We start from the raw sequence: 24,582 nt of genomic DNA, 5'->3' as shown, positions 1-24,582 counted from the left end.
GGCGGCCCGGATCAGGGGCGGTCGAGCCGGAGACGGTCGGCTCTCGGCAGACCGGCGACCACAAGGTCGTACGAGTCCTCGACGAGCTCCCTGACCAGGCGGTCGGGGAGTTCGCCGTCCACCGTGACGGTGTTCCAGTGGCGCTTGTTCATGTGCCAGCCGGGGACGATCAGGCCCTCGTACTCGGTGCGCAGCCTGACCGCGTCCTCGGGGTCGCACTTGAGGTTGACCGTCAGGGGCCGCGCGTCCAGGTGCGTCAGGGCGAAGAGCTTGCCCTGGACCTTGAAGACCGAGGTGTCCGGGTTGAAGGGAAGTCCTCGACGGCCGCGTTGAACGACAGACAGAGGGCGCGCAGCTCCTGAGGGGTCATTCCTGCTCCGGCTCCTCCTCCGGGGGCTCGACCGGGCCCACCGGCTCCACCAGCACGGTCACGATCTTGTTCCGGCGCCCGGCCGCGGCCTCCGCGGTCAGCCGCAGCTCACGGCCGTCCGGCAGTTCCACGACCGACGAGGCACCGGCGATGGGCACGCGGCCCAGCGCCTTCGCGAGCAGTCCGCCGACCGTCTCCACATCCTCGTCGTCGTACGCCTCCAGGCCGTAGAGCTCGCCGAGGTCGCCGATGTCGAGGCGGGCGGTGACCCGGTAGCGGTCCTCCCCCAGGTCCTCGACCGGCGGCAGCTCGCGGTCGTACTCGTCGGTGATCTCACCGACGATCTCCTCCAGGATGTCCTCGATGGTGATGATCCCGGCCGTGCCGCCGTACTCGTCGATGACGACGGCGACGTGGTTGCGTTCCTTCTGCATCTCGCGCAGCAGGTCGCCCGCGTTCTTGGTGTCGGGGACGAAGGTGGCCGGCCGCATGGCGGTGGACACCAGCTCGGATTCGGCGTCCCGGCTGATGTGCGTCTTGCGGGCCAGGTCCTTCAGATAGACGATCCCGACGATGTCGTCCTCGCTTTCGCCGGTGACCGGGATGCGCGAGAAGCCGGACCTGAGGGCCAGGGTCAGTGCCTGGCGGATGGTCTTGTAGCGCTCGATGACCACCAGGTCCGTCCTCGGGACCATCACCTCCCGTACGAGGGTGTCGCCCAGCTCGAAGACCGAGTGCACCATCCGGCGCTCCTCGGCCTCGATGAGTGACTCCTTCTCCGCGAGGTCGACCAGCGCCCGCAGCTCCGCCTCGGAGGCGAAGGGGCCGCGGCGGAAGCCCTTGCCGGGGGTGAGGGCGTTGCCGATGAGGATGAGCAGGTAGGGGATCGGTCCCATGATCCGGGCCAGCGGCAGCAGCACGTACGCGGCCGCCGTCGCGGTGTTCAGCGGATGCTGGCGGCCGATGGTGCGCGGGGAGACGCCGACGGCGACGTACGACACGAGGACCATGACCGCGATGGCGACCAGGAGGGCCTCGGCGGTGTTGTCGAACGCCTTGAGGCAGGCGTACGTCACGAGCGCGGCGGCGGCCATCTCGCAGGCGACGCGGACGAGCAGCGCCACATTGAGGTAGCGGGTCGGGTCCGCGGCGACCTGGGCGAGTCTGGCGCTGCCGCGCCGGCCACTGCGTACCGCCTCCTCGGCGCGGAAGCTGGAGACGCGCGCAAGGCCCGCCTCCGCGCAGGCGGCGAGCCAGGCGACGACGACCAGGGCGATCGCGCCGATGACGAGCTGGGGACTCATGACACGGTCGGGGCCGGGGAGGGGCCGGTCAGGCCCTTCTCCGCGCGCCAGCCGTCCACGATGGCGGCCTGGAGGCCGAACATCTCGGCCTTCTCGTCTGGTTCCTCGTGGTCGTAGCCGAGCAGGTGCAGCACGCCATGGACGGTCAGGAGCTGGAGCTCCTCGTCCATGGAGTGCTGCGTCGGTGCCTCGGCGCCCTGCTTGGCGGCGACCTCCGGGCACAGCACGATGTCGCCGAGCAGTCCCTGGGGCGGCTCGTCGTCGTCCTTGGACGGCGGCCGCAGCTCGTCCATCGGGAAGGACATGACATCCGTCGGCCCGGGCAGGTCCATCCACTGGACATGCAGCTGCTCCATGGCGTCGGCGTCCACGACGATCACCGAGAGCTCGGAGAGCGGGTGGATGCGCATTCGCGCGAGCGCGTAACGGGCGATGTCGAGGATCGCCTGCTCGTCGACCTCGGTACCGGACTCGTTGTTGACGTCGATCGACATGGTGCCGCTGGTCTACTTCCCCTTGTGCGCGTGCCCGGCCTTGCCGCGGCCCGGTTTGTGCGTGCCGTTCTCGGTGCCGTACTCGCTGTCGTACTTCTCGTAGGCGTCGACGATACGGCCGACGAGCTTGTGCCGTACGACATCGTGGGACGTCAGCCGGGAGAAGTGGACGTCCTCGACGCCTTCCAGGATCTCCTGGACCTGCCGCAGACCGCTCTTGGTGCCGTTCGGAAGGTCGACCTGGGTGACGTCACCCGTGATCACGATCTTCGAGTCGAAGCCGAGGCGGGTGAGGAACATCTTCATCTGCTCGGGGCTCGTGTTCTGGGCCTCGTCGAGGATGATGAAGGCGTCGTTGAGGGTGCGGCCACGCATGTACGCCAGCGGGGCGACCTCTATCGTCCCGGCGGCCATCAGCCGCGGGATCGAGTCGGGATCGATCATGTCGTGCAGTGCGTCGTAGAGCGGGCGCAGATACGGGTCGATCTTCTCGTACAGCGTGCCGGGCAGGAAGCCGAGGCGCTCGCCCGCCTCCACGGCCGGCCGGGTCAGGATGATGCGGTTGACCTGCTTGGACTGCAGGGCCTGCACCGCCTTGGCCATGGCGAGGTATGTCTTGCCGGTGCCCGCCGGGCCGATGCCGAAGACGATCGTGTGCTTGTCGATCGCGTCCACGTACCGCTTCTGGTTCAGCGTCTTGGGACGGATGGTGCGGCCGCGCGAGGAGAGGATGTTCTGCGTGAGCACCTGGGCCGGGGTCTCCTCGGGGCCCTCGCCGTTGTCGCTCGCCCGGAGCATGGCGATCGAGCGTTCCACTGCGTCCTCCGTCATCGGCTGTCCGGTGCGGAGCACCAGCATCATCTCGTCGAACAGTCGCTGGATCAGAGCGACTTCCCGGGGATCCCCGACCGCGCTGATCTCATTGCCCCGGACATGGATGTCGGCCGCCGGGAAAGCCGTCTCGATCACGCGCAGGAGGGAGTCTCCGGACCCCAGCACGGTCACCATGGGGTGCTGGGCGGGGACGGTGAAGTGCGCTCGGGCCTGTCCCTCCGCGGGGCTGTGCGCTGTGGGTGTCTGAGTCATGGGCCGGCTCTGAAGGCCTGCGATTCCTCCTCCGTACGGCCGCGCAGCTGAGGGCGGCCTCGCGTTTCAAGGGTACGACGCGGGGCTGACAGAACCGTAGGATTTTCACCGGGGCTTCTTCGGTATCGCCGGTCACTCCACTCCCCGTATCCGCCCCACCAGCACCGCCCCGGCCAGTCCGATCACCGCCGCCACCAGGTACAGCACGCGATAGCCGCCCAGGTAGGTCACGATCGGCGCGGCCAGGGCCGGGGCCGCGACCTGGGGGAGGGCGTTGGCGACGTTGATGACCCCCAGGTCCTTCCCGCGGTCCAGCGCCCTCGGCAGGACGTCCGTCATCAGCGCGAAGTCGACCGACGTGAAGACCCCGAAGCCCACACCCAGGACCGCCGCCGCGACGACCGTGCCGGTCCAGGTCTGCCAGCCGGACAGGGCCGCCGTCGCCACCGCCATCAGCACCCCCGACCAGATCACGAACGGCTTGCGGCGGCCCACCCGGTCCGACCGGACCCCGCCGACGACGACCGTGGCGAGGAGGGTCACGCCGTTGACCGCGGTGAGGACGAGCACGCCCTGCTCGGGGTCGTGGTAGGCGATGCGGTCCCGCAGGTAGTACAGGAGGTACAGCAGCACCAGCGCGTTGCTGAGGTTGATCAGGAAGCGGGTCAGCCACGCCCAGCCCAGGTCGGGGAAGCGGCGCGGGCTCAGCCAGAACCCGGCGAGGAAGGCCCGCCACGACCAGGCGGGGCGGGCCGAAACCGGCAGACGCAGGTCCTTGTGGGCCAGGACGTACGGGAGCACGCCCAGTACGGTGAACGCCGCGCACGCCGCATAGCCCGCGCCGATGCCCCCGGCCACGGTCGCCAGACCGGTCCCGCCGACCACGCCCAGGATCTGCGCCGCCCCCAGCCAGCCGCCCACCGAGCCCCGCTGGGACCGTGGCACCCGGTCGGGGACCGCCGCCGTCACCGCCGCGAAGGCCGCGTTCAGCGTCAGCTGGACCAGGCACCAGCCGAGCGCCATGGTCCACGGGCCGTCCGCCCGGGCCAGCAGCAGGAGCGACAGCGCCCCGCCCGCCGTCCCGGCCACGATCCACGGTGTGCGGCGACCCCAGCGGGCCGTGGTGCGGTCCGAGAGGGCGCCGAAGAACGGGTTGGCGAGCAGTGACACCACGGCGCCCGCGCCCGTGACCCAGGCCAGCATCGTCTCCTTGGACATGCCGGAGCCGGGCGCGAAGTCCTTCGCCTGGGAGGCGAGCAGGATCTGGAGCGGGCCGTACCAGCCGACCCAGATCGCCCCGTTGGCCAGCGACAGGGCCGAGGTCCAGCCGCGGCCGACCCGGCCGACGGGCTCGGCGAGGCCGCCCACGGGCCGCTCGGCGGGCCGCTCGGCCGTCGTCATCTCTGCGCCCGCAGCAGGTCGCGCAGCCACGCATAGGACGCCTTGGGGGTCCGCTCCGGCGTCGCGGCGTCGTCGAAGTCCACGTGCACCAGCCCGAAGCGCCGTGCGAACCCCTCGGCCCACTCGAAGTTGTCCAGCAGCGACCACACGAAGTAGCCGCGCACGTCGACGCCCGCCTCGATCGCCCGGTGCAGCGCCCGTATGTGGCCGTCCAGGTAGCTGATGCGCTCCTGGTCGTCGACGCCCTCGTACGAGCAGCCGTTCTCGGTGATGACCACGGGCGGGAGTCGGTCGCCGTAGCGCTCACGGAAGCCGGTCAGCAGCTCGGTCAGGCCCTCCGGGACCACCGGCCAGCCGAAGTCCGTCGCCGGGCGGCCCTCGATCTCCCGTACGGTGAAGGGGAGTTCGGCGGGGAGTGTGAGGCCGCCGAACTCGATCTCCGTGCCTTGCGGGGCGCCCACTCTCGTCGGGGCGTAGTAGTTGATCCCGTACCAGTCGATCGGCTCCGCGATCACCTTCAGGTCGGACGCGACGTCTTCGGTGTCGCCGGGCATCAGCTCGGCGATGCCCTCGGGGTAGTGGCCGAGCAGGAGTGGGTCGGAGAAGAGCCGGTTGAGCAGGACGTCGTAGAACTCCGCCGCGTCCACGTCCTCCTGCTTCCCGGACGCCGGCCACGTCGGCCCGTGGGAGTTGGCGATCCCGATGTCGCTCGCCCCGGCCGCGCGCAGGGCCCGTACCGCCAGGCCGTGGGCCAGCAGCTGGTGGTGGGCCACCGGCAGCGCGTCGAACATCAGCTGCCTGCCCGGTGCGTGGACACCGAGCGCGTGGCCCAGCAGGGTGTGCTCGGCGGGCTCGTTGAGCGTGATCCACTTCGTGACGCGGTCGCCGAGTCGCTCGGCGACGACCGAAACGTACTCGGCGAACCGGGACGCCGTGTCCCGCTCCAGCCAGTCCAGCGTGACCGGCAGGTCCCAGTGGAACAGGGTGGGTACCGGCCCTACGCCCGCCGTGCACAGCTCGTCGACCAGGCGGTCGTAGAAATCGAGGCCGCCCGGGGAGTTCACCCGGGGCCAGGAGACCGAGAAGCGGTACGCGTCCACGCCGAGGCCGGCCAGGAGCGCCACGTCCTCGCGGTAGCGGTGGTAGGAGTCGCAGGCCACCGCCGCGGTCGAGCCGTCCTTCACCCGCCCCGGCTCGGCGGTGAACGCGTCCCACACGGAGGGCTCGCGCTCGTCCACCGCCCCCTCGATCTGGTGGGCCGAGGTCGACACGCCCCACAGGAAGCCGGCCGGGAACTGAGGTATCGGGTTCGTCGCCATGCGCCGGATCATCCTTACCGACGGTAACGGAAGTCAACGGGCAGGCGTGGACTACCGGTTACATCGCGCGACGGCGGTTCGGCGCATCCCGGGGACGGGTCAGGCTCCCTCCTTCAGCACCCGCGAGACCAGCGCCCGCTGTTCCTCGGTCAGCCGGGGATCCGCGCAGTACACGGTCCTGCCGTCCACGGTGATCTCGTAGCTGAAGCCGTCCGGCACCCCGGCCGGCGGCGTGCCCCGGCCGGCTGCGAGCGCCCGCTCGGCCAGGGCATGCCACTCCTGGGCGTCGGCCCGTCCCGAGGTCTCCACCTCGGCCCGGCGCTCGATGCCCGCGAACCCGCCCGTGCGCCTCACCCGAATACGCATGGGACCTGTCTAGTACGAGACGCGCGTGAGGGCTACGAGGTCGGTACTCCGACCTGTTCCCAGGCCTTGAGGACGGCCTCCTGCTCCTCGCCGCCCTCGGTGTAGCGGGCCTTGGCCGCCGCCACCGTCAGCTTCGCGAAGTCCGCGAAGGTCGCCTCCGGATCCAACTCCCCGCCGGTCAGCACCTCGTACCAGATCTGTCCGGCCCGCTCCCAGGCGTGCCCGCCGAGCGCGGTGGCGACCAGGTAGAACGCGTGGTTGGGGATGCCCGAGTTGATGTGCACCCCGCCGTTGTCCTGGTTGGTCTTCACATAGCCGTCCATCGTCGCCGGCTGCGGGTCCTTGCCGAGGACGTCGTCGTCGTACGCGCTTCCCGGCTCCTTCATCGAGCGCAGCGCCCTGCCGGTGACGCGCGGGGCGAGCAGCCCGGCGCCGATCAGCCAGTCGGCGTCGGTGGCGGTCTGGCCGAGCGTGTACTGCTTGATCAGCGAGCCGAACACGTCCGAGACGGACTCGTTGAGGGCGCCCGACTGGCCGTAGTAGGCCAGGTTCGCCGTGTACTGGGTGACACCGTGGGTCAGTTCGTGGCCGATGACGTCGACCGGGATGGTGAAGTCGAGGAAGATCTCGTTGTCCCCGTCGCCGAACACCATCTGCTCGCCGTTCCAGAAGGCGTTGTCGTAGTCCTCACCGAAGTGCACGGTCGCGTCCAGCGGCAGCCCCTTGGCGTCGATGGAGTCGCGGCCGTACGCCGTCAGGTACAGCTCGAAGGTGGCGCCGAGGCCCGCGTACGCCCGGTTGACCGAGGCGTCCTTGCCGGGCTCGTCGCCTTCGCCGCGGACCTTCCTGCCGGGCAGGTTCTGCTGATGCGCGGCGTCGTAGACGGTGCGGTGCGGCCGGCCCGCGGCTTCCTCGGTCGGGGCCGCCACTGGCGCGCCGATGACCGTGGTCAGCCGGCGGCGGGTGCGCTCCAGGGCGTCGCGCTCCAGGGTGCGGCGCGCGGGCGTGGCGAGTGAGGAGTCCTCGTGCTGTGCGACTTTGTCGAGGACATGCGGTGGCACGATGGTGCAGAAGACGGGCTCAAAGCCCCCGTAGTTGGTCATGACCGGCACCATTGCACTGAGTCACCGCTCTGTCACCACATGCAACCACGTTTGGTGAAAAGCCTGGTGCGGAGCCGCATGTTCCGTGAGGAAGTGCTATGAGGAAGCCCTATGAGGTTCCGGTGCCGCGGGGTGATTGTGACCTTGCGTACTTTTTGTTCGAATTGTCTCCCCGGTCCCGCATACTGATACGGGCCTTCGTATCCGGCGCGGCTCGGCTAGCATGCGGAGCATCATGCGTTTCGGGCTGCTCCTCCTTAGCTGCCGCGGCGAGGGCCTGTAGTCGAGGCCGACCCCCTCCCCGCGGAGTTTGGCGTTGCGCCGTCGGCCGTCCTTCCGGACACGCGGACTTATCGAGGAGCCCACGCATCATGGCGAACCGCCAGCAGCCCACGTCCATGCCGATCCACAAGTACCGTCCGTACGACCAGGTCGACATCCCCGACCGCACGTGGCCGAACAAGCGGATCACCCAGGCCCCGCGCTGGCTCTCCACGGACCTGCGGGACGGCAACCAGGCCCTGATCGACCCGATGTCGCCCGCCCGCAAGCGCGCGATGTTCGACCTGCTGGTGAACATGGGCTACAAGGAGATCGAGGTCGGCTTCCCGGCCTCCGGCCAGACCGACTTCGACTTCGTGCGCTCGATCATCGAGGAAGAGGGCGCGATCCCGGACGACGTGACGATCTCCGTGCTGACCCAGGCCCGCGAGGACCTGATCGAGCGGACCGTCGAGTCCCTGAAGGGCGCGAGGCGCGCGAACGTCCACCTCTACAACGCGACCGCCCCGGTCTTCCGCCGCGTCGTCTTCCGCGGCTCCAAGGACGACATCAAGCAGATCGCTGTCGACGGCACGCGGCTGGTCATGGAGTACGCGGAGAAGCTGCTGGGCCCGGAGGCCGATGGTACGGCGTTCGGCTACCAGTACTCGCCGGAGATCTTCACCGACACCGAGCTGGACTTCGCCCTGGAGGTCTGCGAGGCGGTCATGGACGTCTGGCAGCCCGGCCCGGGCCGCGAGATCATCCTCAACCTGCCCGCCACCGTGGAGCGTTCCACCCCGTCCACGCACGCGGACCGCTTCGAGTGGATGCACCGCAACCTCTCCCGCCGCGAGTACGTCTGTCTGTCCGTCCACCCGCACAACGACCGCGGCACGGCGGTCGCGGCGGCAGAGCTGGCCCTGATGGCCGGTGCCGACCGCGTCGAGGGCTGCCTGTTCGGCCAGGGCGAGCGCACCGGCAACGTCGACCTGGTCACCCTGGGCATGAACCTCTTCTCCCAGGGCGTCGACCCGCAGATCGACTTCTCCCACATCGACGAGATCCGCCGTACGTGGGAGTACTGCAACCAGATGGAGGTCCACCCCCGCCACCCGTACATCGGGGACCTCGTCTACACCTCCTTCTCCGGCTCCCACCAGGACGCCATCAAGAAGGGCTTCGACGCCATGGAGGCCGACGCGGCCGCCCAGGGCAAGACCGTCGACGACATCGAGTGGGCGGTGCCGTACCTGCCCATCGACCCGAAGGACGTCGGCCGCTCCTACGAGGCGGTCATCCGCGTCAACTCGCAGTCCGGCAAGGGCGGCATCGCCTACGTCCTCAAGAACGACCACAAGCTGGACCTGCCGCGCCGCATGCAGATCGAGTTCTCCAAGATCATTCAGGCGAAGACGGACGCCGAGGGCGGCGAGGTCACGCCGAAGGAGATCTGGAGCGTCTTCCAGGACGAGTACCTGCCGAACCCGGGCAACCCGTGGGGCCGCATCCAGGTGAAGACGGGCCAGTCGACGACGGACACGGACGGCGTGGACACCCTCACGGTCGAGGCCACGGTCGACGGCGCCGACACGGTCCTGACCGGCTCCGGCAACGGTCCGATCTCGGCCTTCTTCGACGCCCTGCAGTCCATCGGTATCGACGTACGGCTGCTGGACTACCAGGAGCACACGATGAGCGAGGGCGCCTCCGCGCAGGCCGCCTCGTACATCGAATGCGCGATCGACGGAAAGGTCCTGTGGGGGATCGGTATCGACGCGAACACGACACGTGCGTCGCTGAAGGCGGTCGTCTCCGCGGTCAACCGCACCGCCCGCTGACCGTCTGACCGGCAGGTTCACGGCCCCGTCCGCCCTTTGGGGCGGGCGGGGCCGCGTCGTGGACCAGCCATTTCCGGCGAAGATCACGGAGAGGTCTCGTCCGGGGTACTGACTTCGCATCAACAATGTGGCTAACATCACGCCAGCGCGGCGATGTTGCCGCGGCGTGACGGAGGTGCGACGTGCTGCCAGGACGGGGACGCAACGGCCGAGGAGTCCGTAAGAGCCGTGTCGCGCACGTCCTCGGCATGCGTACCGCGTGGACCGCGGTCGGTGACGGGGAGTTCTTCTGCCCAGGCTGCGGGGGCGACCGCAACTACCAGCGGCTCACCGGACGCCGCCGCTTCACCCTCGTGGGGGTCCCGGTCCTGCCGCGCGGCAGCGTGGGCCCGGCCGTGGAGTGCGCGGCCTGCGGCCACCACTACGGCATGGACGTCCTCGACCACCCCACCACGACCCGCTTCTCGGCGATGCTCCGCGACGCGGTGCACACGGTGGCCCTCGCGGTCCTCGCCGCGGGCGGCACCTGCTCCCGTACGTCCCTGGAGACGGCCGCCGCCGCCGTCCGCGCCGCCGGCTTCGACGACTGCACGGGGGACGGGCTCGGTGCCCTGGTCGAGGCTCTGGCCGCCGACACCGGCCGCGTCTGCGGCGAACCCGGTGGCGCGAGCCTGGCGATAGAGCTTCACGAGGCCCTGGACCCCCTCGCCCCCCACCTCGCCCCCGCGGGCCGCGAGTCGATCCTCCTCCAGGGCGCCCGCATCGCCCTGGCGGACGGCCCCTACACCCCCGCGGAACGCGACGTCCTGGCCACCGTGGGCGCGGCCCTGACGATCTGCGCGGACGATGTGACCCGTCTGCTGGCGGCGGCGCGCACGCCGTCCTAGGTCCGACACGGCCCCGTCACTCGCTCCGGTGAGGCGCGGGCGGTGCAGGGGTCGGACGCGGTGACCGTGGGGAGCATGTGACCGACAAGGTCACCGTCCCTCGGGGACGCCAGCTCTTGAGGGAGTGGGATGACACCTCTGGGCCGCGCCCTCCTCGCCGCCGCCGTGCTGCTCACCCCCTCCACGGCCATCGCGCCCGCCTCGGCGGCCCCCGGCTGCGCCTCCTCCGTGCCCTACACCGCGGGGCGCGGCGGATACCACACCTTCCGGATCCCGGCGGTCGTCACGACCCGCAAGGGAGCCGTGCTCGCCTTCGCCGAGGGGCGCAGGCACGGGGCGGCGGACAGCGGCGACGTGGACGTCGTCCTCAGGCGCTCCTCGGACGGCGGCTGCACCTGGGGCCCGCTGCGGGTCGTCGCGGCCGGCAAGAGGGACACCCGGGGCAATCCCACGCCCGTGGTCGATCCGCGCACCGGCCGGATCGTCCTGGTCACGTCCTACAACAGTGGTGCAGTGACCGAGGCGCAGATCATGCGGGGCGAGGCGACGCCCGGGCAGAGCCGCCGCGTCTTCGTGCAGACGAGCCGTGACGACGGACGGCACTTCACGGCTCCACGGGACATCACGGCGCAGGTCAAACGGCCGGACTGGCGGTGGTACGCGACGGGCCCGGGCCACGCTGTCGCCCTCACCCGCGGACCGCACGCAGGCCGTCTCGTCGTGCCCGCCAACCACTCCGCAGCGCCGCCCGGCGGCTCGTCCGACACCGGGAGGGAGGCCAGGTACCACGGCGCGCACGCGCTCTACAGCGACGACGCCGGGCGCAGTTGGCACATCGGCTTCACCGACGACTCCCACGACGGCTACGACAACTCCAACGAGAGCAGCGGGGCCCAACTCCCTGACGGCAGGCTCTACTTCAGTGCCCGTGACGAGCACGGCACGAACCGGGGCAACCGCCTCGACACCTACTCCGGCGACGGCGCGGAGACTTGGGACCGGCCTTACGCGGTGCAGCACACCCTGGACGACGTCCCGGTCGTCCAGGGCAGCGTCCTCCAGCTCCACGGCCGTGGCGCGCCGTTGCTCTTCTCCGGTCCCTCCGTCCGCACCGCACGCCGGGCGATGGCGATCTGGCGGAGCACCGACGGCGGGGCGACCTTCACCAAGGCGCTGACACTGTCCCGGAAGCGGGCGGCCTACAGCGACCTTGTAGAGCTGCGCGGCGGGAGGGCCGGGATCCTGTACGAGACCGGGACGGCCGGGCCCTACGACACGATCGAGTTCCGGCGGATCCCCGTGAGGGAGCTCGAGGCCGGCTAGAGCAGTCCGGCACCCGCGAGGAACTTGCCCACGCGCTCGACCTCCTCCGGCGACAGCGGGATCTGAGGTTCCGCCGTGGCCGGGCAGTCGATGACCCCCCGTAGGTGCAGTGCCGCCTTGAACGCGCCCAGCGCCGACGAGCTGCCGCCCATCCGAGCCGGGTCGCCGACGCGCACCATGCCGAACAGGGTGCACAGACGTTCCTGTTCCGCCCGGGCGCCGTCCCTGTCGCCCGCCCGGTCGAGGCGGTAGAGACGGACGTAGCCGTGCGGGTCGACGTTGGCGAGGCCGGGCACCGCTCCGTCGGCGCCCAGTGCGAGGGCCGCGTCCACGACGACCTCCGAGCCGGTGAGCACGCTGAAGCCGCTCGTTTCGGGGCGGGTGCGAGCGCCGGTGACGATCTCCCGGAAGCTGCCCAGGTCGCCGCTGGAGTCCTTGATTCCGGCCAGCACGCCGTCGGTGGCGAGCTGCAGCACGAGGTCGGCGGGGAGTTTGCCGTGCACGGCGACCGGGATGTCGTAGGCGAGGACGGGAACGGGGCTGGTGGTCGCGACCCGGCGGTAGTGGCGGGCGATCTCCGCAGGGTGGGTGCGGGTGTAGAAGGGCGCGGTGACGACGACCGCCCGGGCGCCGGCTGCCGTGACGGAGGCGACGTGGTCGAGGACACGGGGGGTCGTCATGTCGATCGCCCCGGCCAGCACCGGCAGCTGCCCGGCCACATGGGCCACCACCGACTCCACGACCAGCCTGCGTTGCCGGTCCGTCAGATACGCGGCCTCCGAGGACGAGCCGAGCACGAACAGACCGTGTACCCCGGCCTCCACCAGGTGGTCGACCAGCCTGAGGAGCGAGGGGACGTCCACCTCGCCTTCCGGTGTCAGGGGGGTGCAGACGGGCGGGACGACACCGGTGAGCGGGGCGGGGAAGGTCATCAAGGCTCCCTGGGGTGGCTCGGGCGTACGAGGTCGCGCGTCGGTTCGCCCTCCTCCACAGGATGGTGACAGGGGAAGCGGTGCCCGGCGGCCGACGCGCCGGAGAAGTCCGGCATGACCGCTGCGCACGCATCGTCCGCCTTCCAGCAGCATCCGCTCGGCGGCCGGGTCGTCGAGGGCACCGGGCCGGTCAGCGGGATCGGGTCGATCGTGTGCAGCAGACCGGGGGTGGCGGAGAAGAGGGCGCGAGTGTACGGATGCCGTCGTGAGCGGCCGGATCCGGCGCGAGGCCGAGCGGCGCATCCTCGATCGCAAACTCCGGCCCGGTGAGTGCCACGAGTTGCTGCAGGGGCGGCCGACCCGCCGTCCGCGAAACGGTGCGCGTGGCGCGCCCGCGGCCGACACTGGACCGATGAGCGAGCCCGATCCGAAGTCCGGCACCGAACCCCGGGAAGACGGTGGTTGGGACCCGGCCGCCCCCGGCGTCCTGCGGCTGCCGTCGGGGCGGCTCGTGCGCGGTCGTGCGCTGCGCTCGCCGTTTCCGGACGGCCCCACCCCCACCTACGCCGTGTACCTGCTCGGCAGGCCGCCCCCGCAAGTCCCCTGGGAGGCCGACTGGCTACGGTGGCCCGACTTCCGTCTGCCGGCCGGCCGCACCGAGGTACGGCGGCTGTTCGCCGAGGCGTGGACCCGGGCCGCGAGCGGGCGCGTCGAGATCGCCTGCGGCGGCGGGCGCGGCCGTACCGGCACCGCGCTGGCCTGCATCGCCGTGCTGGACGGCGTACCGCCGCGGGAGGCCGTGGAGTTCGTACGCGCCCAGTACGACCGGCACGCCGTGGAGACCCCGTGGCAGCGGCGGTACGTGCGGCACTTCAGCGCCTGAACGACGGGCCGCCTGAGCCCCACGGCCCCCCGCGCCGTGAGCCTCACAGCCCGAGCGTCATGATGAGCCGGTCCTCCCCGGCGCCGAAGTAGTGCTCGCGCACACCCTCGTCGGAGGAGAAGCCCAGCGACCGATACAGCATGATCGCGGCGGCGTTGGCCGGCTCCACCGTCAACCGGACCTCGTGGACGCCCTCGGCACGCAGGCGGCGCAGCACTTCGAGCATCAGCCGCCGGCCGAGCCCCCGCCCCCGCTGGTCGCGCGTCACGCCGAGACTGACGACCCAACTCCGGTACCCGTCCCGCGTGGTGACGTACAGGACGTAGCCGTGCAGGCTCTCCCCGTCGGCGAGGACGAGCAGGGAGTCGCCGTGCAGGTCGAACAGCTGACGGAGCACGAAGTAGGGGTAGGGCTCGTCCGGGAAGGCCTCCCTGTCGACACGGACGAGTTCGGGCAGGTCTCTTTCCGTCACCCCTCTCATCGTCAGGGGCCGGTCGACGAACGCCCGGTCGCGGAAGACCGCCGGGCCGGTGCGGCCGCCGCGCGAAGGGAAACGTTCCTCTGGAAACGCAGTCATGCCGCCCCCTGCGGGAAGTCAAAGACACGTTGACGCCCGTACGGGTGGTACGGGCGAGACGCGCGCTCTCTGCCGTTCGGGTGTGTTCGACAGAGTTCCGACCATCTTGAGCGGGACGATCTGGCCGTTCAAGGCCGGAACAGGTCCAAAAAGTCATTCGCCCCGGTGCGCCCCTGGTGCGCCCCATTGCGACTTGATTCGCCCTGTGTATCGGCGCGACGGGTCCCCGAGGGTGCCTAAGGCCCCCCGCCGTCCGGTACCGTGAGGGGATGACCTTCAGATCGCCGGGGGATGCTCAGCTGAATGCGGACGTGTCCTGGGGCGCATTCGACCCGATCGCCTACGTTGATCACAATTACCGCGACTTACAGGCAGAGGACGCGGAGATCCTTCGTATTCTACGCGATCATTTCGGCGATCATTTCAGAGGGCACAACACCGGACGGGTTTCGGGCATCGACGTGGGGGCCGGTGCGAACCTCTACCCCGCACTCGCGATGTTGCCCTGGTGCCACGACATCACCCTCTTCGAGCGCTCACCGGCGAACGTGCGCTACCTCGAAAGCCAGGTCAAGTCCTACGACGACAACTGGGACCAGTTCTGGCGCGTGCTGTGCAAGCACGAGGCGTACGACGCCTTCGACCGGGACATTGACCCGCGGGCCAAGTTCCGCCAGATCGTCCAGGTGCAGCCGGGCGACCTCTTCGACCTCGTGCAGCACGAGGGACAGTGGTCCATGGGGACCATGTTCTTCGTCGCCGAATCGATGACCACCTCCCACGACGAGTTCAGGCGCGGCGTCGAGTGCTTCCTGCGCGCCCTGACCCCCGGCGCGCCCTTCGCCGCCGCGTTCATGGAACATTCGAAGGGTTATCACGCCGGCGAGCATTTCTTCCCCGCGTGCGACGTGGGAGAATCGGAGGTGCGCCAGAGCGTGGAGCCTTTTGCGGACGAACTCCCCACCGTGCGCCGCCTCGAGGCGTCGGCGGCCGTACGTGAAGGGTATTCCGGAATGATCATCGCCTTTGGCCACCGGAAATCGGACTCTGATATTCCGACCGGTTGAGGACCGAATCTTCACAACAGAAGAGGGCTCTTCCTCAAAAGACGGCAGCGCGGCCTGTGTGAGGGGCATGGGATGCAGATCAAGCCACGCCAGCATCTGCTGGACATCTGGCAGGCGGTCGCCCGCAACTCGTTCGACGGTGGGGAGTGGTCATGGGGTGAATGGGGCGGAGAAAGCAGCGTCGCCGACGCGGAACGGCTGCTCTGCGTCCTGTACCCGGCCACGGAGATCCCGGCGTTCCGGCTGGACGACCCCGACACCACACAGGACGATGTCCAGAAGGTGATGAGGAAGGCCGGGGGGCGGCTGGAGATTCCCGCGAACCTCGTCACGGCCGCCGCCCAGTTCATGCGCAGGCACACCGGCGACGACAAGAGACCCACCTTCGCCGGGGGCTACTACTTCAGGTCCTCGGACAAGGACCAGGACCTCACCAAGGAACAGCGTGAGCTCGGGGTGGTCGACTCGTACTCGATGTCGATCACCCTCTGCCTGGCCACGCTGGGCTTCCTCAAGGTGTACGAGGCCAAGACCCGCCGCAGCGACGTCCTGGAGACCATCCAGGAACTGCGCAGCGCCACCAGCAACCGGCTCACCGCCGCTATGGTGAGCCTGCTGCGCTCGTTCACCGTCAACGTCTTCGACACCGACTCCTCCCAGGGCCGTACGCTCTGCGAACTCCTCGGCCAGGGACGGCTGTCCCAGCGCCACGTGCTGCAGAAGTTCCAGCGCCGCTTCCGGCCGCTCCGCGCCGCCATCGTCGAGAGCTTCGTCCTCGGCGTCGACGTCCAGGAGGGCCTCAAGGACGAGAATCAGCTCTTCGAGTGCGGCTGGGGCTGGAGCATCGTGAGGGACGCGCCCGAGGTCGAGACCGACGAACCGATCGGTCCGCAGCCCGAGGGCGTCGCCAACCCCGTGCCGTACCTGTACTTCACCGTCGTCGCCCTCGACGGCATCCAGGACCTGTTCTCCGACCGCACACTCACCCTGGGCCTGCTCAACTCCGAGCAGCAGAAGCTCGCCGAGGCGTTACGACTGCGCTGGGAGATCACACAGCAGTTCTGGTCGGGCATCGCGCGCTTCGACACCGACCGCTGGCCCCTGGAGGACATCCCCTGGCGCACCACGGGCCAGAAGCTCGAATCCGAGTACTTCTCCCTCTCCGTCGCCGCCATCCTCGTCCACGACCTGATGCGGCGTCGGGCCACCGACGACGACCTGACCCGCACCGTCAGCGTCATGGAACGCCTCGCGGAACGCGGCCGCATCACCAGCCGTATGACGAGCGACGACCCCATGGTCCAGTTGCACAACCCCGGCGTCACCCTTCCGCTGCAGGGCAGCGAACGCGTCGGCCCGCCCATGCAGTGGAAGATGACCGACTTCTCGGCGCAGCTGCTCAAGCGGACCATCCAGCTGTGCACGCTCTCCCGCAACCTCGGCTCGCACGACCGGCTGCTCAGGCTCGCCGAGGACATCTTCGGCCACGTGTGGCGGCGCCGCATCCGCGACGGCGAGGGCGCCGGCCTGTGGGACAACGTCCACGCCGCGTACCCCGAGTCGCCGTACTCCGAAGGCCCGGTCTCATGGAGTGTCACCGAGCGCGTCACCGAGGTGATGGTCCAGGTCCACCAGATGTACAAGCAGCCCCCGATCCGCAGCACCGAACTGACGCAACTCGCCCGGGCGTTGCTCAGCGAGTCCACCCACCTCCTCGGCAACGAACAGATGGAGCCCGCGCCGGCCACCGACGGCAACCGCGGAATGGAACTCAGGAGCATCGAGGTCAAGTTGCGCCGCGCCCGCAGACTCGTGGACGAACAGCCCGGCACCGCCTGCTCGTTGACGCTCGACGTACTCGGACAGCTCGACGCCCTGGCCCGGGCCCGCGAAGCCGCGGCCCAGGGGGTGTGAGCCGTGCTCGTCTTCGCGGCCTCCGACAAGGGAGGCACGGGCCGCTCCGTCACCAGCGCCAACCTCGCCTACCACCGGGCGCTCGCCGGTGACGACGTCTGCTACCTGGACTTCGACTTCGGCTCGCCCACCGCGGCGGCCGTCTTCGACGTCCCCGACGCACGTCAGGCCGCAGAGGACCGGGGCCTGCACTCCTATCTGGAGGGCGAGGTCAGCGAGCCCGTCCGCATCGACGTCTGGTCGGACACCGAGCACCGTGTGCTGCGCAACCAGCCGCCCGGCTCCGGCCGTCTGGTCCTCATGCCCGGCGACCTCAGCGGCGGCGAGTTCGCCACCAGCGAGGAGAACCTGCGCCGCTGCGTGGATCTCCTGCTCCGGCTCAACAGCGAGTTCGACCTGATCATCGTCGACCTCAGCGCCGGCCGCAGCTACGCCGTCGACATGGTCCTGGAGGCCACCTCGCAGCGCGAGATGCGCGGCGTCCAGGCCCGCTGGCTCGTCTTCCACCGCTGGACCCGGCAACATGTGGCGGCCGCGGCGAGCCTCGTCCACGGCAAGCGCGGGATCATCGCCGGCGGTGTGGCCCGTGGCCACGACGAGGACGCCCTGCGCAGCGTCATCCGCTTCGTACGGGCCGCCGTGCCCGACCCCGAGTCGCCGCTGTGGTCGCAGGTGTCACCCACCCAGTCCGCATGGATGCGCGAGTGCGACGCCGATCTCAAGCAGCTCGCCTCCACCACGGGCATCGGCTACAGCCAGGTGCTGGGCTCCGTGCCTCTCGAACCCGTCCTGCAGTGGCGCGAGCAGCTCATCACCGACGAGGACGTGCTCGACAGCCAGATCGCCAACCGCGAGACCTGGGAGGCGCTGAGCGAGCTGGCCGGGCGGCTGACCGACGACAAGTTCTGGGAGCAGCCGTGACGGAGGCCGTGTTCCGCGAGACCACCGCAGATCCCCGCACCCAGTCCCTCCCGTTGTCCCATCTCTCCCTGGAGCTGGGCCACCTCTATATGGAGGACTTCGAGGCGGGGCCCGAGCGGCTGCGCGAGCACTTCGCCGAGGTACGGATCTGGGTGGAGGCCGCCCGCGCCGCGGCAGCCCGTCGCCTCGGCGGCAAGCGTCCCCGGATCAGCACCTGCTTCCTCATCGACGACTACTTCACCCGCTTCTCCACGCCCGCCGAACTCGTCCCCGTGGTGCTCCAGGAGGCCGAGCGGGCCGGACTGGTCATCGACTACCTCGCGCGGGAGTCGGGTTGCGCCGTCGCCGACAAGATCGAGCTTGCCGAGTCCGTGAGGCACCGCCTCGTCGAGTCGCCGCCGCCGGGCAGCTACGGCTCCCGACCGCCCGTCAGCCGGACCGGCTGGCTCGCCAACGGGCAGCGCACCCCCACCTCGCGCAGCGCCATGGGCGAGGTCACCGGCTGGCAGCCACCGCAGGAGACCGCGGCCCGCAACCACTCGGTGTTCATGGACGTCGAGCTGTGGTCGGAGAAGGACGGACAGCGCCTGTGGTCGTGCCCGTTCCTCGCCGCCGTCTGGCAGCTGGCCCGCCTCGGTCTGCTGCGCCACCTCGGCGAGCCCGTGCTGATCCCGCGGCCCTGGAACGGCGCCGACTTCCCGTACGACTGGGACCGGCTGCCGCCGCTGATCCAGCTCAGCGCCTCCGCGGCGCCCTTCAGCGCGTACCGCACCTGCACGCTGATGCCCAACCGCTTCCTGGCCGTCGAGGACGCCGTCCGGCTCATCCTCGACCAGATAGACGTCGACTCCGGCGCCCTCCAGCAGGTCGCCGAGCGCTCCGCCCGTGAGGGCGCCGCGGTGCCGGCCGCCGTCGCGCAGCGCGCCACCTACGTCTTCTACGAGGAGCCCGCGGGCGTCTCCTCCCACGGGGAGACCTGAGATGCGGGCCTCGGGACAGTCGGCGCGTCCGGTCCTCGCCTGCGGTGAGGTGCGCACCTGTCTGCTGCCGTCCTTCCAGCCGCTGGACGGCCGGGCCGCCGCCCAGCTGTTGAGGCTGCGCGCCGACGAACACGTCCGGGTCTCCGAACGGCCCAATCTGTACGTGCTCTCCCCGGAGGTGCTCACCGGCGTGGACTGCCGGCTGCCCACCTCGAACGGCACCAAGGTGCGAGGCGTCGGCACGGTGGCCGCCCGCGCCGCGCTCACCGAGGGCCGCGTGCTGCAGGCCACCGCCTACTTCAACGCCCCGGCCACCGGCCCCGACCTGCGCCGCCCCTGGGGCCACTACCTGGTACGGCCCGGCCTGGTCGAACCCTTCGGGAAGCTCCCCATGCAGGCCACCGCGGACGGCGTCCTGCGCGGCGGCGCGCGCGGTGAACTGGACCTCGGAATGATCGCCGAGGGCCTGCTCGCCCAACTGCTGCGCCATCCGTTGCTCGACCACAAGGCGCCCTTCAAGTCCCGTCGGACTCATCTGCGTTGGGCCGCACTGCGTGCCCCGGAGGGCGAACCGGCGTCGTTGAAACGCTTCACGCTGGCCGAGGACGGGCTGCGGACCGTGGAACTGCGGCTGCCGGAGGACGTCCCGGCCGCCGCGGCCGCCGGCCTGTGTGAGGACCTCGCCCTGCACGACTGGTTGCTGACGACGGTCGTGCACATGCTGGACAACAGCCGGCTCGGCGCGGTGGACGGCCCGTCGGCCGTCCTGGCACTGCGTCCGGCGGTCGATCACCTGCTGCATCTGTGGATGCCGCGCGCACACGTGGAGTCCGCGCTGGATCACCTGTGGGACGTGCTGGAGGAGAAGCCGGGGTTCACTCGCCAGTGGCAGACCCTGCGCCAGCGCATCCACGACCAACTGGCCGTCCAGGCCATTCCGTTGCTGCACGAAGCGCTGAGCGCGCGCTGAAGGGCGGCACGGACCGACACAACCGACGGGGGAGGCCGACATGAGCGGAGCACCGACAGGGGAAGTCCGGGCCGTTCCACAGGGCCAGGAGCAGCGCATATCCAGGTTGTTCCGCAAGACGCTGGTCACGGTGTTAGTGGCGGCGGGCACGTTCTTCCTGACCAACGTGGTGAACCCGGACGCGGGCCAGATGTGGCAGTGGACCGTGTCCGTCGTCATCGGCACCGCGACGCTGATCGTGCAGTACCTCGTGGACTTCGGAGAACGCCTGGAGGCCGTCGAGGAGTACCAGAAGAAACGCATCCGTGAGATGAAGGACCGTTTGACCGCGCACCACCGGGAGATGCGCGACGCGGTCGACGAGAGCTTTGCCAAGATCAACGCCGCGACCGAGCTGTTCAGTCAGGTGGACCGTTCGGTGCTCCGCTCCGACGGGGTGACCCGGCTGGCCCGCAAGTACACACAGGTCGGCGAGCAGGGCTCGGAGATCGTGAAGACCTTCGCCCAGGAGGAGATCGCGCGCCTCGCCTCGCTGATGGAGAGCCTCAGCAACGGCAGCGCGGACTGCGCGGGCGAGAACCACGAGTGGCTGATCGACCTCACCACGTGCGTGAAGAAGACGCTCTACGCCACCAGCACCGACGTGGACCGGGACTTCTGGTCCAGTGAGCCCGCCAAACGCTATCTCGCGGTGCAGGGAGAGGCGATCAAGAAGCGGGAGGTGGAGATACGGCGGCTGTTCCTCGTGGACGAGCCGGAGGACGTCACCGAGAGCCTGAGGAACCTCTGCGAGAGGCACCGCAAGTTCGGCATCGACGCGCGGATCGCGATCCAGTCGCAGCTGGAGCCGAACGCCCAGGTGACTCCGCTGAACGACTTCATCATCTTCGACGGGGAGTTGTGCTACGAGACCGAGCCGGACGTGCGGGGGACGCCCGCCAAGACGACGTTGAAGATGACGCGGGAGCACGTCGAGGAGCGGGTCGACCGGTTCAACGTGCTCTGGGAGGCGACTCGGCCCAACGAGCCCGACCACCAGCCCGAACCGACCGCCGCGTCCGGCTGATCGCCCCGGAGTAACCCGCCGCCTCATCCATGACTTCACCTTCCGTTCGCAACCGGCCGGAAGACGCCGCGGAAATGCCCTGTCGCGGCAGTACGCATTGCCGGTGCGTTCTTTTCTCGAGCCGTCGTGCTCTTTTCCAGAACTGTTGCGTTCTTTCCTCGAGTTTCACGGCCAAGCCACCGCAGCAGGAAACGGGGCAGGCCCGAGAGGGTGACGGGTCACCCGGACACCTCCATTGAGTTGCGGGCGGTGCTGCCCGCGGGCAGCATGACACCGTCAGCGCGAAGCTGCTGTTCAGAGCACGTGCGCACTCGCTTGGGGCTCCGGCGGAACGGATCCCCGGACAGGCCCCGCGAGCGACACGAGCACCCGGCTCGATTACGAGGACGGAGATTCCTCGGAAAGCCACCCGTGCGGAAATGCCCGCAGGCAGACATGAAACAGCAGCGGAAACGGCGCAATTCCGTCCATCAGGAGGTGGCTCGTGAGCAGCATCGTCGAGTGGCTCGAAGAGAACATCACGACCGACAAACGCGCACTCGACTGGTATCGGGAGCCAGAATGCGAGCCCCGAATCGTCCGCGCGTACCGCCAGTTGCTGAGCGGCTATGAGATCGACACCTCGACGATCCTCAAGACCACGGTCGAGGTCCAGGGCGAGCACGCCGGCGTGGTCCGCGTGCACGACATCAACTACTACTCGATCTGCGCGCATCACTTCCTGCCCTTCTACGGGAAGGTGGCGATCTCGTACGTCCCCGGCGACCGGATCCTCGGGCTGGGCAAGTTCCCCCGGTTGGTGCAGGCGTTCAGCCGCAGGTTCCAGATCCAGGAGCACCTCGTGAAGGACATCGCCGAGGAGATCATGACCTCGGGCGGCGCGCGCGCGGCGCGGGTGGTCTCCACCGGCCGGCACATGTGCATGTGCAGCCGGGGCCCGTCCGACCAGACGGCGATCACCGACACCTCCTATGTCGCCGGCGACAAGGAGCTGTTCTCCCGGTTCGGCCTGGACGGCTGACGGTCCGCCGGATCCGACCGACCCGGCTTCACGCGGCGGACACCAGGGTTGTCCGCCGCGCGAGGCCGTGCCGTCCGGCACGGCGGGGACGTCCCTGAAAGACGTCGGAGACGGGGAGTTCCGGGAGTGAGGCATGAAGCTGGACTTCCTTCCGCCGCACGCGCTGCGTGACGGCGCGGAGCACCACTACTGTCTGCGTTGCCGCGGCGAAAAGGTGGTGTGGCGCACCACGGGTGGCCGACGGCGCTGTGCGTGCCTCGCCTGCGGTCATGTGGCCGACCGGGCGCTGGTGCTGGATCCCGCGGTCCGCTGGTGGACCGACGCCGAGGGCGAGTACTGGCACGAGACGGCGGGCGTGTTCGTCCGGGACGTGGGTGGCCGCGTCCTCCTCTTCGACCGTACGGCCTTCCCCTTCGGCCTGACGATTCCCGCCGGGCACGTCGAGCGCCGGGAGAGCCCCGACGACGCGGTGGTGCGCGAGCTCCACGAAGAGACCGGCATCGCCGGCGAGCGGCTCGAGCTCCTGACCCGGATTCCGGTGCCCGGTGACGGCTGTCGTCGTGGTGCCGACGCCCACCTGTGGCACATCTACCGGACGGCCGACGCGGTGGACGCGGACCTCGCGGTGGAACTGGGCCCGGAGGGCACCTCGGCCCTGTGGCTCACGCCCGACGAGGCGCTGAACCATCCGGTCACGTATGCGGTACGCCGCCTGCTCGACGCATGCCGGGGCGCGCTGGTCTCGTCCCGTGCGGCTGGTTGATTCCGGTGGTTCCTCCGCGGGCCGGGCGACGGGAATGGATCGGACTGGCCGTCCTCGCACTGCCGACCATGCTCATCGGTCTCGACATGACCGTGCTGCACCTGGCCGCGCCCTATGTCAGCGAGCGACTGCACCCGAGCGGTACGGAACTGCTCTGGATCGTCGACATCTACGGTTTCATGGTCGCCGGCTTCCTTGCCACCATGGGAACCCTCGGTGACCGGATCGGGCGCCGCAGGCTCCTCTTGACGGGTGCGGCCGCATTCGCCGCGGCCTCGGTGCTCGCCGCCTGCTCGTCCGGCGTGGGGATGCTCATCGCCTCGCGCGCCCTGCTGGGGGTCGCCGGGGCGACTTTGATGCCGTCGACCCTCTCCCTGATCAGCAACATGTTCCGCGACCCGGGGCAGCGGCGGCTGGCGGTCGCGGTGTGGATGACCAATTTCAGCATCGGTGGGATGATCGGCCCGCTGATCGGCGGGCTGTTCCTGGAGCACTTCTGGTACGGCTCGGTGTTCCTCCTCGGTGTGCCGGTGGGTGTCGTCCTGCTGATCGCCGGTCCGCTGCTGCTGCCCGAGTATCGCGATCCGCATGCCGGCCGACTGGATCCGGCCAGCGTCACGCTGTCCATCGTGACGGTGCTGCCGGCGGTCTACGGCTTCAAGGAGATCGCCCAGCACGGCGTCGGTACGCTGTCGCTGCTGAGCCTCCTCGCCGGGCTCTGCCTCGGTACCGTCTTCGTGCGCAGGCAGTTGAAGCTCACCGATCCCATGCTCGACCTCCGGCTTTTCTCCCGTGCGGCGTTCGGGGTGTCGCTGGGCGGACTGACCCTGGGGCTCTTCGCGGTGACGGGGACGCAGTTCCTGCTCCTGCAGTACTTCCAGCTGGTGCTGGGACTGTCTCCGCTGGCGACCGGACTGTGGACGCTCCCCGCGGTGATGGCGGGCGTGGTGAGCGCACTGCTGGCTCCCCTCGTGGCGGAGCGGACGGGCCCGGGACGGGTCATGGCGGGCGGTTTCCTGCTGTCCGTGCCAGGGCTGGTGCTGCTCACCCAGGCCGGTACGACGACCGGGCCTGCCCTCGCCGTCACCGGTTTCGCCGTCACCTCCTTCGGCGTGCAGGCGGCGCTCGCCCTGACCAACGACGTGATCATCAGCAGTGCCCCGCCCGAACGCGCCGGCAATGCCTCGGGCATCGGGGAGACCGGGGCGAACCTGGGCGAGGCGCTGGGCGTGGCCGTCGCCGGGTCCGTGGCCGCCGCCGTGTACCGCGCGAAACTGGAGGGCGGTTCCCTTCCGGACGGCATCGGGTCCGACCTGACCGGGGCTGCCCTCGCCACCCCGGGCGGCGCCACCGAGGTCGCGGGCCGACTGCCCGAGCGGCTCGGCGGTGAACTCCTCGCACTGGCCCGCACGGCGTTCACGGACGGCATGCACGTGGCGGCGCTGGTCAACGTCGGCATCCTGTTGGCGCTCACGGGGGCGCACCTGGCCCTGCTCCGCCGCGACAGGGCACGTCGGGGGTCCACGGAACCCGACGCGGAACTCCGGGAACCAGTCCCGGACAGCCGCTAGGTCACCCTGTGCAGCACATCACACGTCGCGGCGGTCCACGGTGACCACCGCGACGACGGCCGCCACCAGCGCCCACGCCCCGAGCACGATCCAGCCGCCCGTCACCGTCGTCGGCGGGCCGTACGCTGACAGTGGAACGCGCGGGGTGTCGACCGTGGTTGT

22 protein-coding genes and 2 pseudogenes are annotated in these 24,582 nt (G+C 69.9%); 13 read left to right on the top strand and 11 right to left on the bottom strand.

The annotated features are described in order from the left end of the window. Positions 1-11: 11 nt before the first annotated feature. The 8 genes and pseudogenes from ACZ3TS_RS11700 to ACZ3TS_RS11665 all read right to left on the bottom strand — a co-directional run bounded on the left by ACZ3TS_RS11700 (position 12) and on the right by ACZ3TS_RS11665 (position 7,443). A pseudogene (locus ACZ3TS_RS11700) lies at positions 12-370 on the bottom strand (MmcQ/YjbR family DNA-binding protein). Continuing rightward, positions 367-1,674 carry a hemolysin family protein gene (locus ACZ3TS_RS11695; RefSeq protein ID WP_467616325.1) on the bottom strand — a complete coding sequence of 436 codons (1,308 nt, stop codon included), beginning with the start codon at positions 1,672-1,674 and terminating at the stop codon, positions 367-369. Before ACZ3TS_RS11695 ends, ACZ3TS_RS11700 begins: the two are co-directional and overlap by 4 nt. Further along, complete coding sequence (gene ybeY / locus ACZ3TS_RS11690) at positions 1,671-2,168, bottom strand: rRNA maturation RNase YbeY (RefSeq protein ID WP_467616322.1); 498 nt, start codon at positions 2,166-2,168, stop codon at positions 1,671-1,673. The genes ACZ3TS_RS11695 and ybeY overlap by 4 nt, the downstream gene beginning before the upstream one ends. 12 nt (positions 2,169-2,180) lie before the next feature. After that, entirely contained in the window at positions 2,181-3,254 is a 1,074-nt protein-coding gene (locus tag ACZ3TS_RS11685) for a PhoH family protein (RefSeq protein ID WP_467616320.1), read from the bottom strand. A gap of 132 nt (positions 3,255-3,386) precedes the next feature. Further along, the gene (locus ACZ3TS_RS11680; RefSeq protein ID WP_467616535.1) at positions 3,387-4,655 is read right to left on the bottom strand and encodes an MFS transporter; all 1,269 of its coding nucleotides are present in this window, start codon (positions 4,653-4,655) and stop codon (positions 3,387-3,389) included. Beyond that, positions 4,652-5,986, bottom strand: a complete 1,335-nt coding sequence (locus ACZ3TS_RS11675) for a GH1 family beta-glucosidase (RefSeq protein WP_467616317.1) — start codon at positions 5,984-5,986, stop codon at positions 4,652-4,654. Before ACZ3TS_RS11675 ends, ACZ3TS_RS11680 begins: the two co-directional genes overlap by 4 nt. 87 nt (positions 5,987-6,073) lie before the next feature. Then, positions 6,074-6,340 (bottom strand): protealysin inhibitor emfourin, encoded by a 267-nt coding sequence (locus tag ACZ3TS_RS11670; RefSeq protein ID WP_467616314.1) that lies wholly within the window; start codon positions 6,338-6,340, stop codon positions 6,074-6,076. A 32-nt stretch (positions 6,341-6,372) separates the two neighbouring features. Next, entirely contained in the window at positions 6,373-7,443 is a 1,071-nt protein-coding gene (locus ACZ3TS_RS11665; protein ID WP_467616311.1) for a M4 family metallopeptidase, read from the bottom strand. 371 nt (positions 7,444-7,814) lie between these two features. Between ACZ3TS_RS11665 and leuA the strand changes: the two genes are divergently transcribed. The 3 genes from leuA (at position 7,815) to ACZ3TS_RS11650 (ending at position 11,755) form a co-directional block, all read left to right on the top strand. Next, a complete protein-coding gene (gene leuA, locus ACZ3TS_RS11660; RefSeq protein WP_467616309.1) occupies positions 7,815-9,545 on the top strand; it encodes a 2-isopropylmalate synthase in 1,731 nt (576 codons plus the stop codon). A gap of 182 nt (positions 9,546-9,727) precedes the next feature. Further along, on the top strand, positions 9,728-10,432 hold the full coding sequence (locus ACZ3TS_RS11655) for a TerB family tellurite resistance protein (RefSeq protein WP_467616307.1): 705 nt from the start codon (positions 9,728-9,730) through the stop codon (positions 10,430-10,432). A 129-nt stretch (positions 10,433-10,561) separates the two neighbouring features. Then, on the top strand, positions 10,562-11,755 hold the full coding sequence (locus ACZ3TS_RS11650; RefSeq protein WP_467616304.1) for a sialidase family protein: 1,194 nt from the start codon (positions 10,562-10,564) through the stop codon (positions 11,753-11,755). Here ACZ3TS_RS11650 and ACZ3TS_RS11645 read toward each other — a convergent pair. Beyond that, positions 11,752-12,687, bottom strand: a complete 936-nt coding sequence (locus ACZ3TS_RS11645) for a dihydrodipicolinate synthase family protein (RefSeq protein WP_467616302.1) — start codon at positions 12,685-12,687, stop codon at positions 11,752-11,754. The genes ACZ3TS_RS11650 and ACZ3TS_RS11645 overlap by 4 nt on opposite strands. Then, a pseudogene (locus ACZ3TS_RS11640) lies at positions 12,687-12,950 on the bottom strand (peptide ABC transporter ATP-binding protein); the annotation flags it as partial. The gene ACZ3TS_RS11645 and the pseudogene ACZ3TS_RS11640, both read right to left, overlap by 1 nt. Positions 12,951-13,099: 149 nt before the next feature. On the opposite strand from ACZ3TS_RS11640, the gene ACZ3TS_RS11635 reads away from it, so the two are divergent. Beyond that, the gene (locus tag ACZ3TS_RS11635) at positions 13,100-13,570 is read left to right on the top strand and encodes a phosphatase domain-containing protein (RefSeq protein WP_467616300.1); all 471 of its coding nucleotides are present in this window, start codon (positions 13,100-13,102) and stop codon (positions 13,568-13,570) included. A gap of 43 nt (positions 13,571-13,613) precedes the next feature. Here ACZ3TS_RS11635 and ACZ3TS_RS11630 read toward each other — a convergent pair whose 3' ends face one another. Continuing rightward, positions 13,614-14,147, bottom strand: a complete 534-nt coding sequence (locus ACZ3TS_RS11630; protein ID WP_467616298.1) for a GNAT family N-acetyltransferase — start codon at positions 14,145-14,147, stop codon at positions 13,614-13,616. A 269-nt stretch (positions 14,148-14,416) separates the two neighbouring features. On the opposite strand from ACZ3TS_RS11630, the gene ACZ3TS_RS11625 reads away from it, so the two are divergent. From ACZ3TS_RS11625 to ACZ3TS_RS11585, 9 genes are all read left to right on the top strand, one after another. Beyond that, positions 14,417-15,214 (top strand): SCO2525 family SAM-dependent methyltransferase, encoded by a 798-nt coding sequence (locus ACZ3TS_RS11625; protein ID WP_467616296.1) that lies wholly within the window; start codon positions 14,417-14,419, stop codon positions 15,212-15,214. Between the two features lie 72 nt (positions 15,215-15,286). Further along, on the top strand, positions 15,287-17,128 hold the full coding sequence (locus tag ACZ3TS_RS11620; protein ID WP_467616294.1) for an SCO2524 family protein: 1,842 nt from the start codon (positions 15,287-15,289) through the stop codon (positions 17,126-17,128). Between the two features lie 3 nt (positions 17,129-17,131). Then, positions 17,132-18,049, top strand: a complete 918-nt coding sequence (locus ACZ3TS_RS11615; protein WP_467616293.1) for an SCO2523 family variant P-loop protein — start codon at positions 17,132-17,134, stop codon at positions 18,047-18,049. Beyond that, on the top strand, positions 18,046-19,029 hold the full coding sequence (locus ACZ3TS_RS11610) for an SCO2522 family protein (protein ID WP_467616290.1): 984 nt from the start codon (positions 18,046-18,048) through the stop codon (positions 19,027-19,029). Before ACZ3TS_RS11615 ends, ACZ3TS_RS11610 begins: the two co-directional genes overlap by 4 nt. Position 19,030: 1 nt before the next feature. Further along, positions 19,031-19,999 (top strand): SCO2521 family protein, encoded by a 969-nt coding sequence (locus ACZ3TS_RS11605; protein ID WP_467616288.1) that lies wholly within the window; start codon positions 19,031-19,033, stop codon positions 19,997-19,999. Positions 20,000-20,039: 40 nt separating this feature from the next. Beyond that, positions 20,040-21,065, top strand: a complete 1,026-nt coding sequence (locus ACZ3TS_RS11600; protein ID WP_467616286.1) for a DUF6879 family protein — start codon at positions 20,040-20,042, stop codon at positions 21,063-21,065. A 484-nt stretch (positions 21,066-21,549) separates the two neighbouring features. Further along, positions 21,550-22,086: a GTP cyclohydrolase I gene (folE, locus tag ACZ3TS_RS11595; protein ID WP_467616284.1), complete on the top strand. Its 537-nt coding sequence runs from the start codon at positions 21,550-21,552 to the stop codon at positions 22,084-22,086. 133 nt (positions 22,087-22,219) lie between these two features. After that, on the top strand, positions 22,220-22,849 hold the full coding sequence (locus tag ACZ3TS_RS11590; protein ID WP_467616281.1) for an NUDIX hydrolase: 630 nt from the start codon (positions 22,220-22,222) through the stop codon (positions 22,847-22,849). Further along, the gene (locus tag ACZ3TS_RS11585) at positions 22,810-24,420 is read left to right on the top strand and encodes an MFS transporter (RefSeq protein ID WP_467616279.1); all 1,611 of its coding nucleotides are present in this window, start codon (positions 22,810-22,812) and stop codon (positions 24,418-24,420) included. The genes ACZ3TS_RS11590 and ACZ3TS_RS11585 overlap by 40 nt, the downstream gene beginning before the upstream one ends. Positions 24,421-24,582 lie beyond the last annotated feature (162 nt).

The organism is Streptomyces sp. NPDC022910, assembly GCF_055561075.1.
Note: the sequence above shows the minus strand (reverse complement) of the source record. Positions and strands in the feature narration are given on the sequence as shown.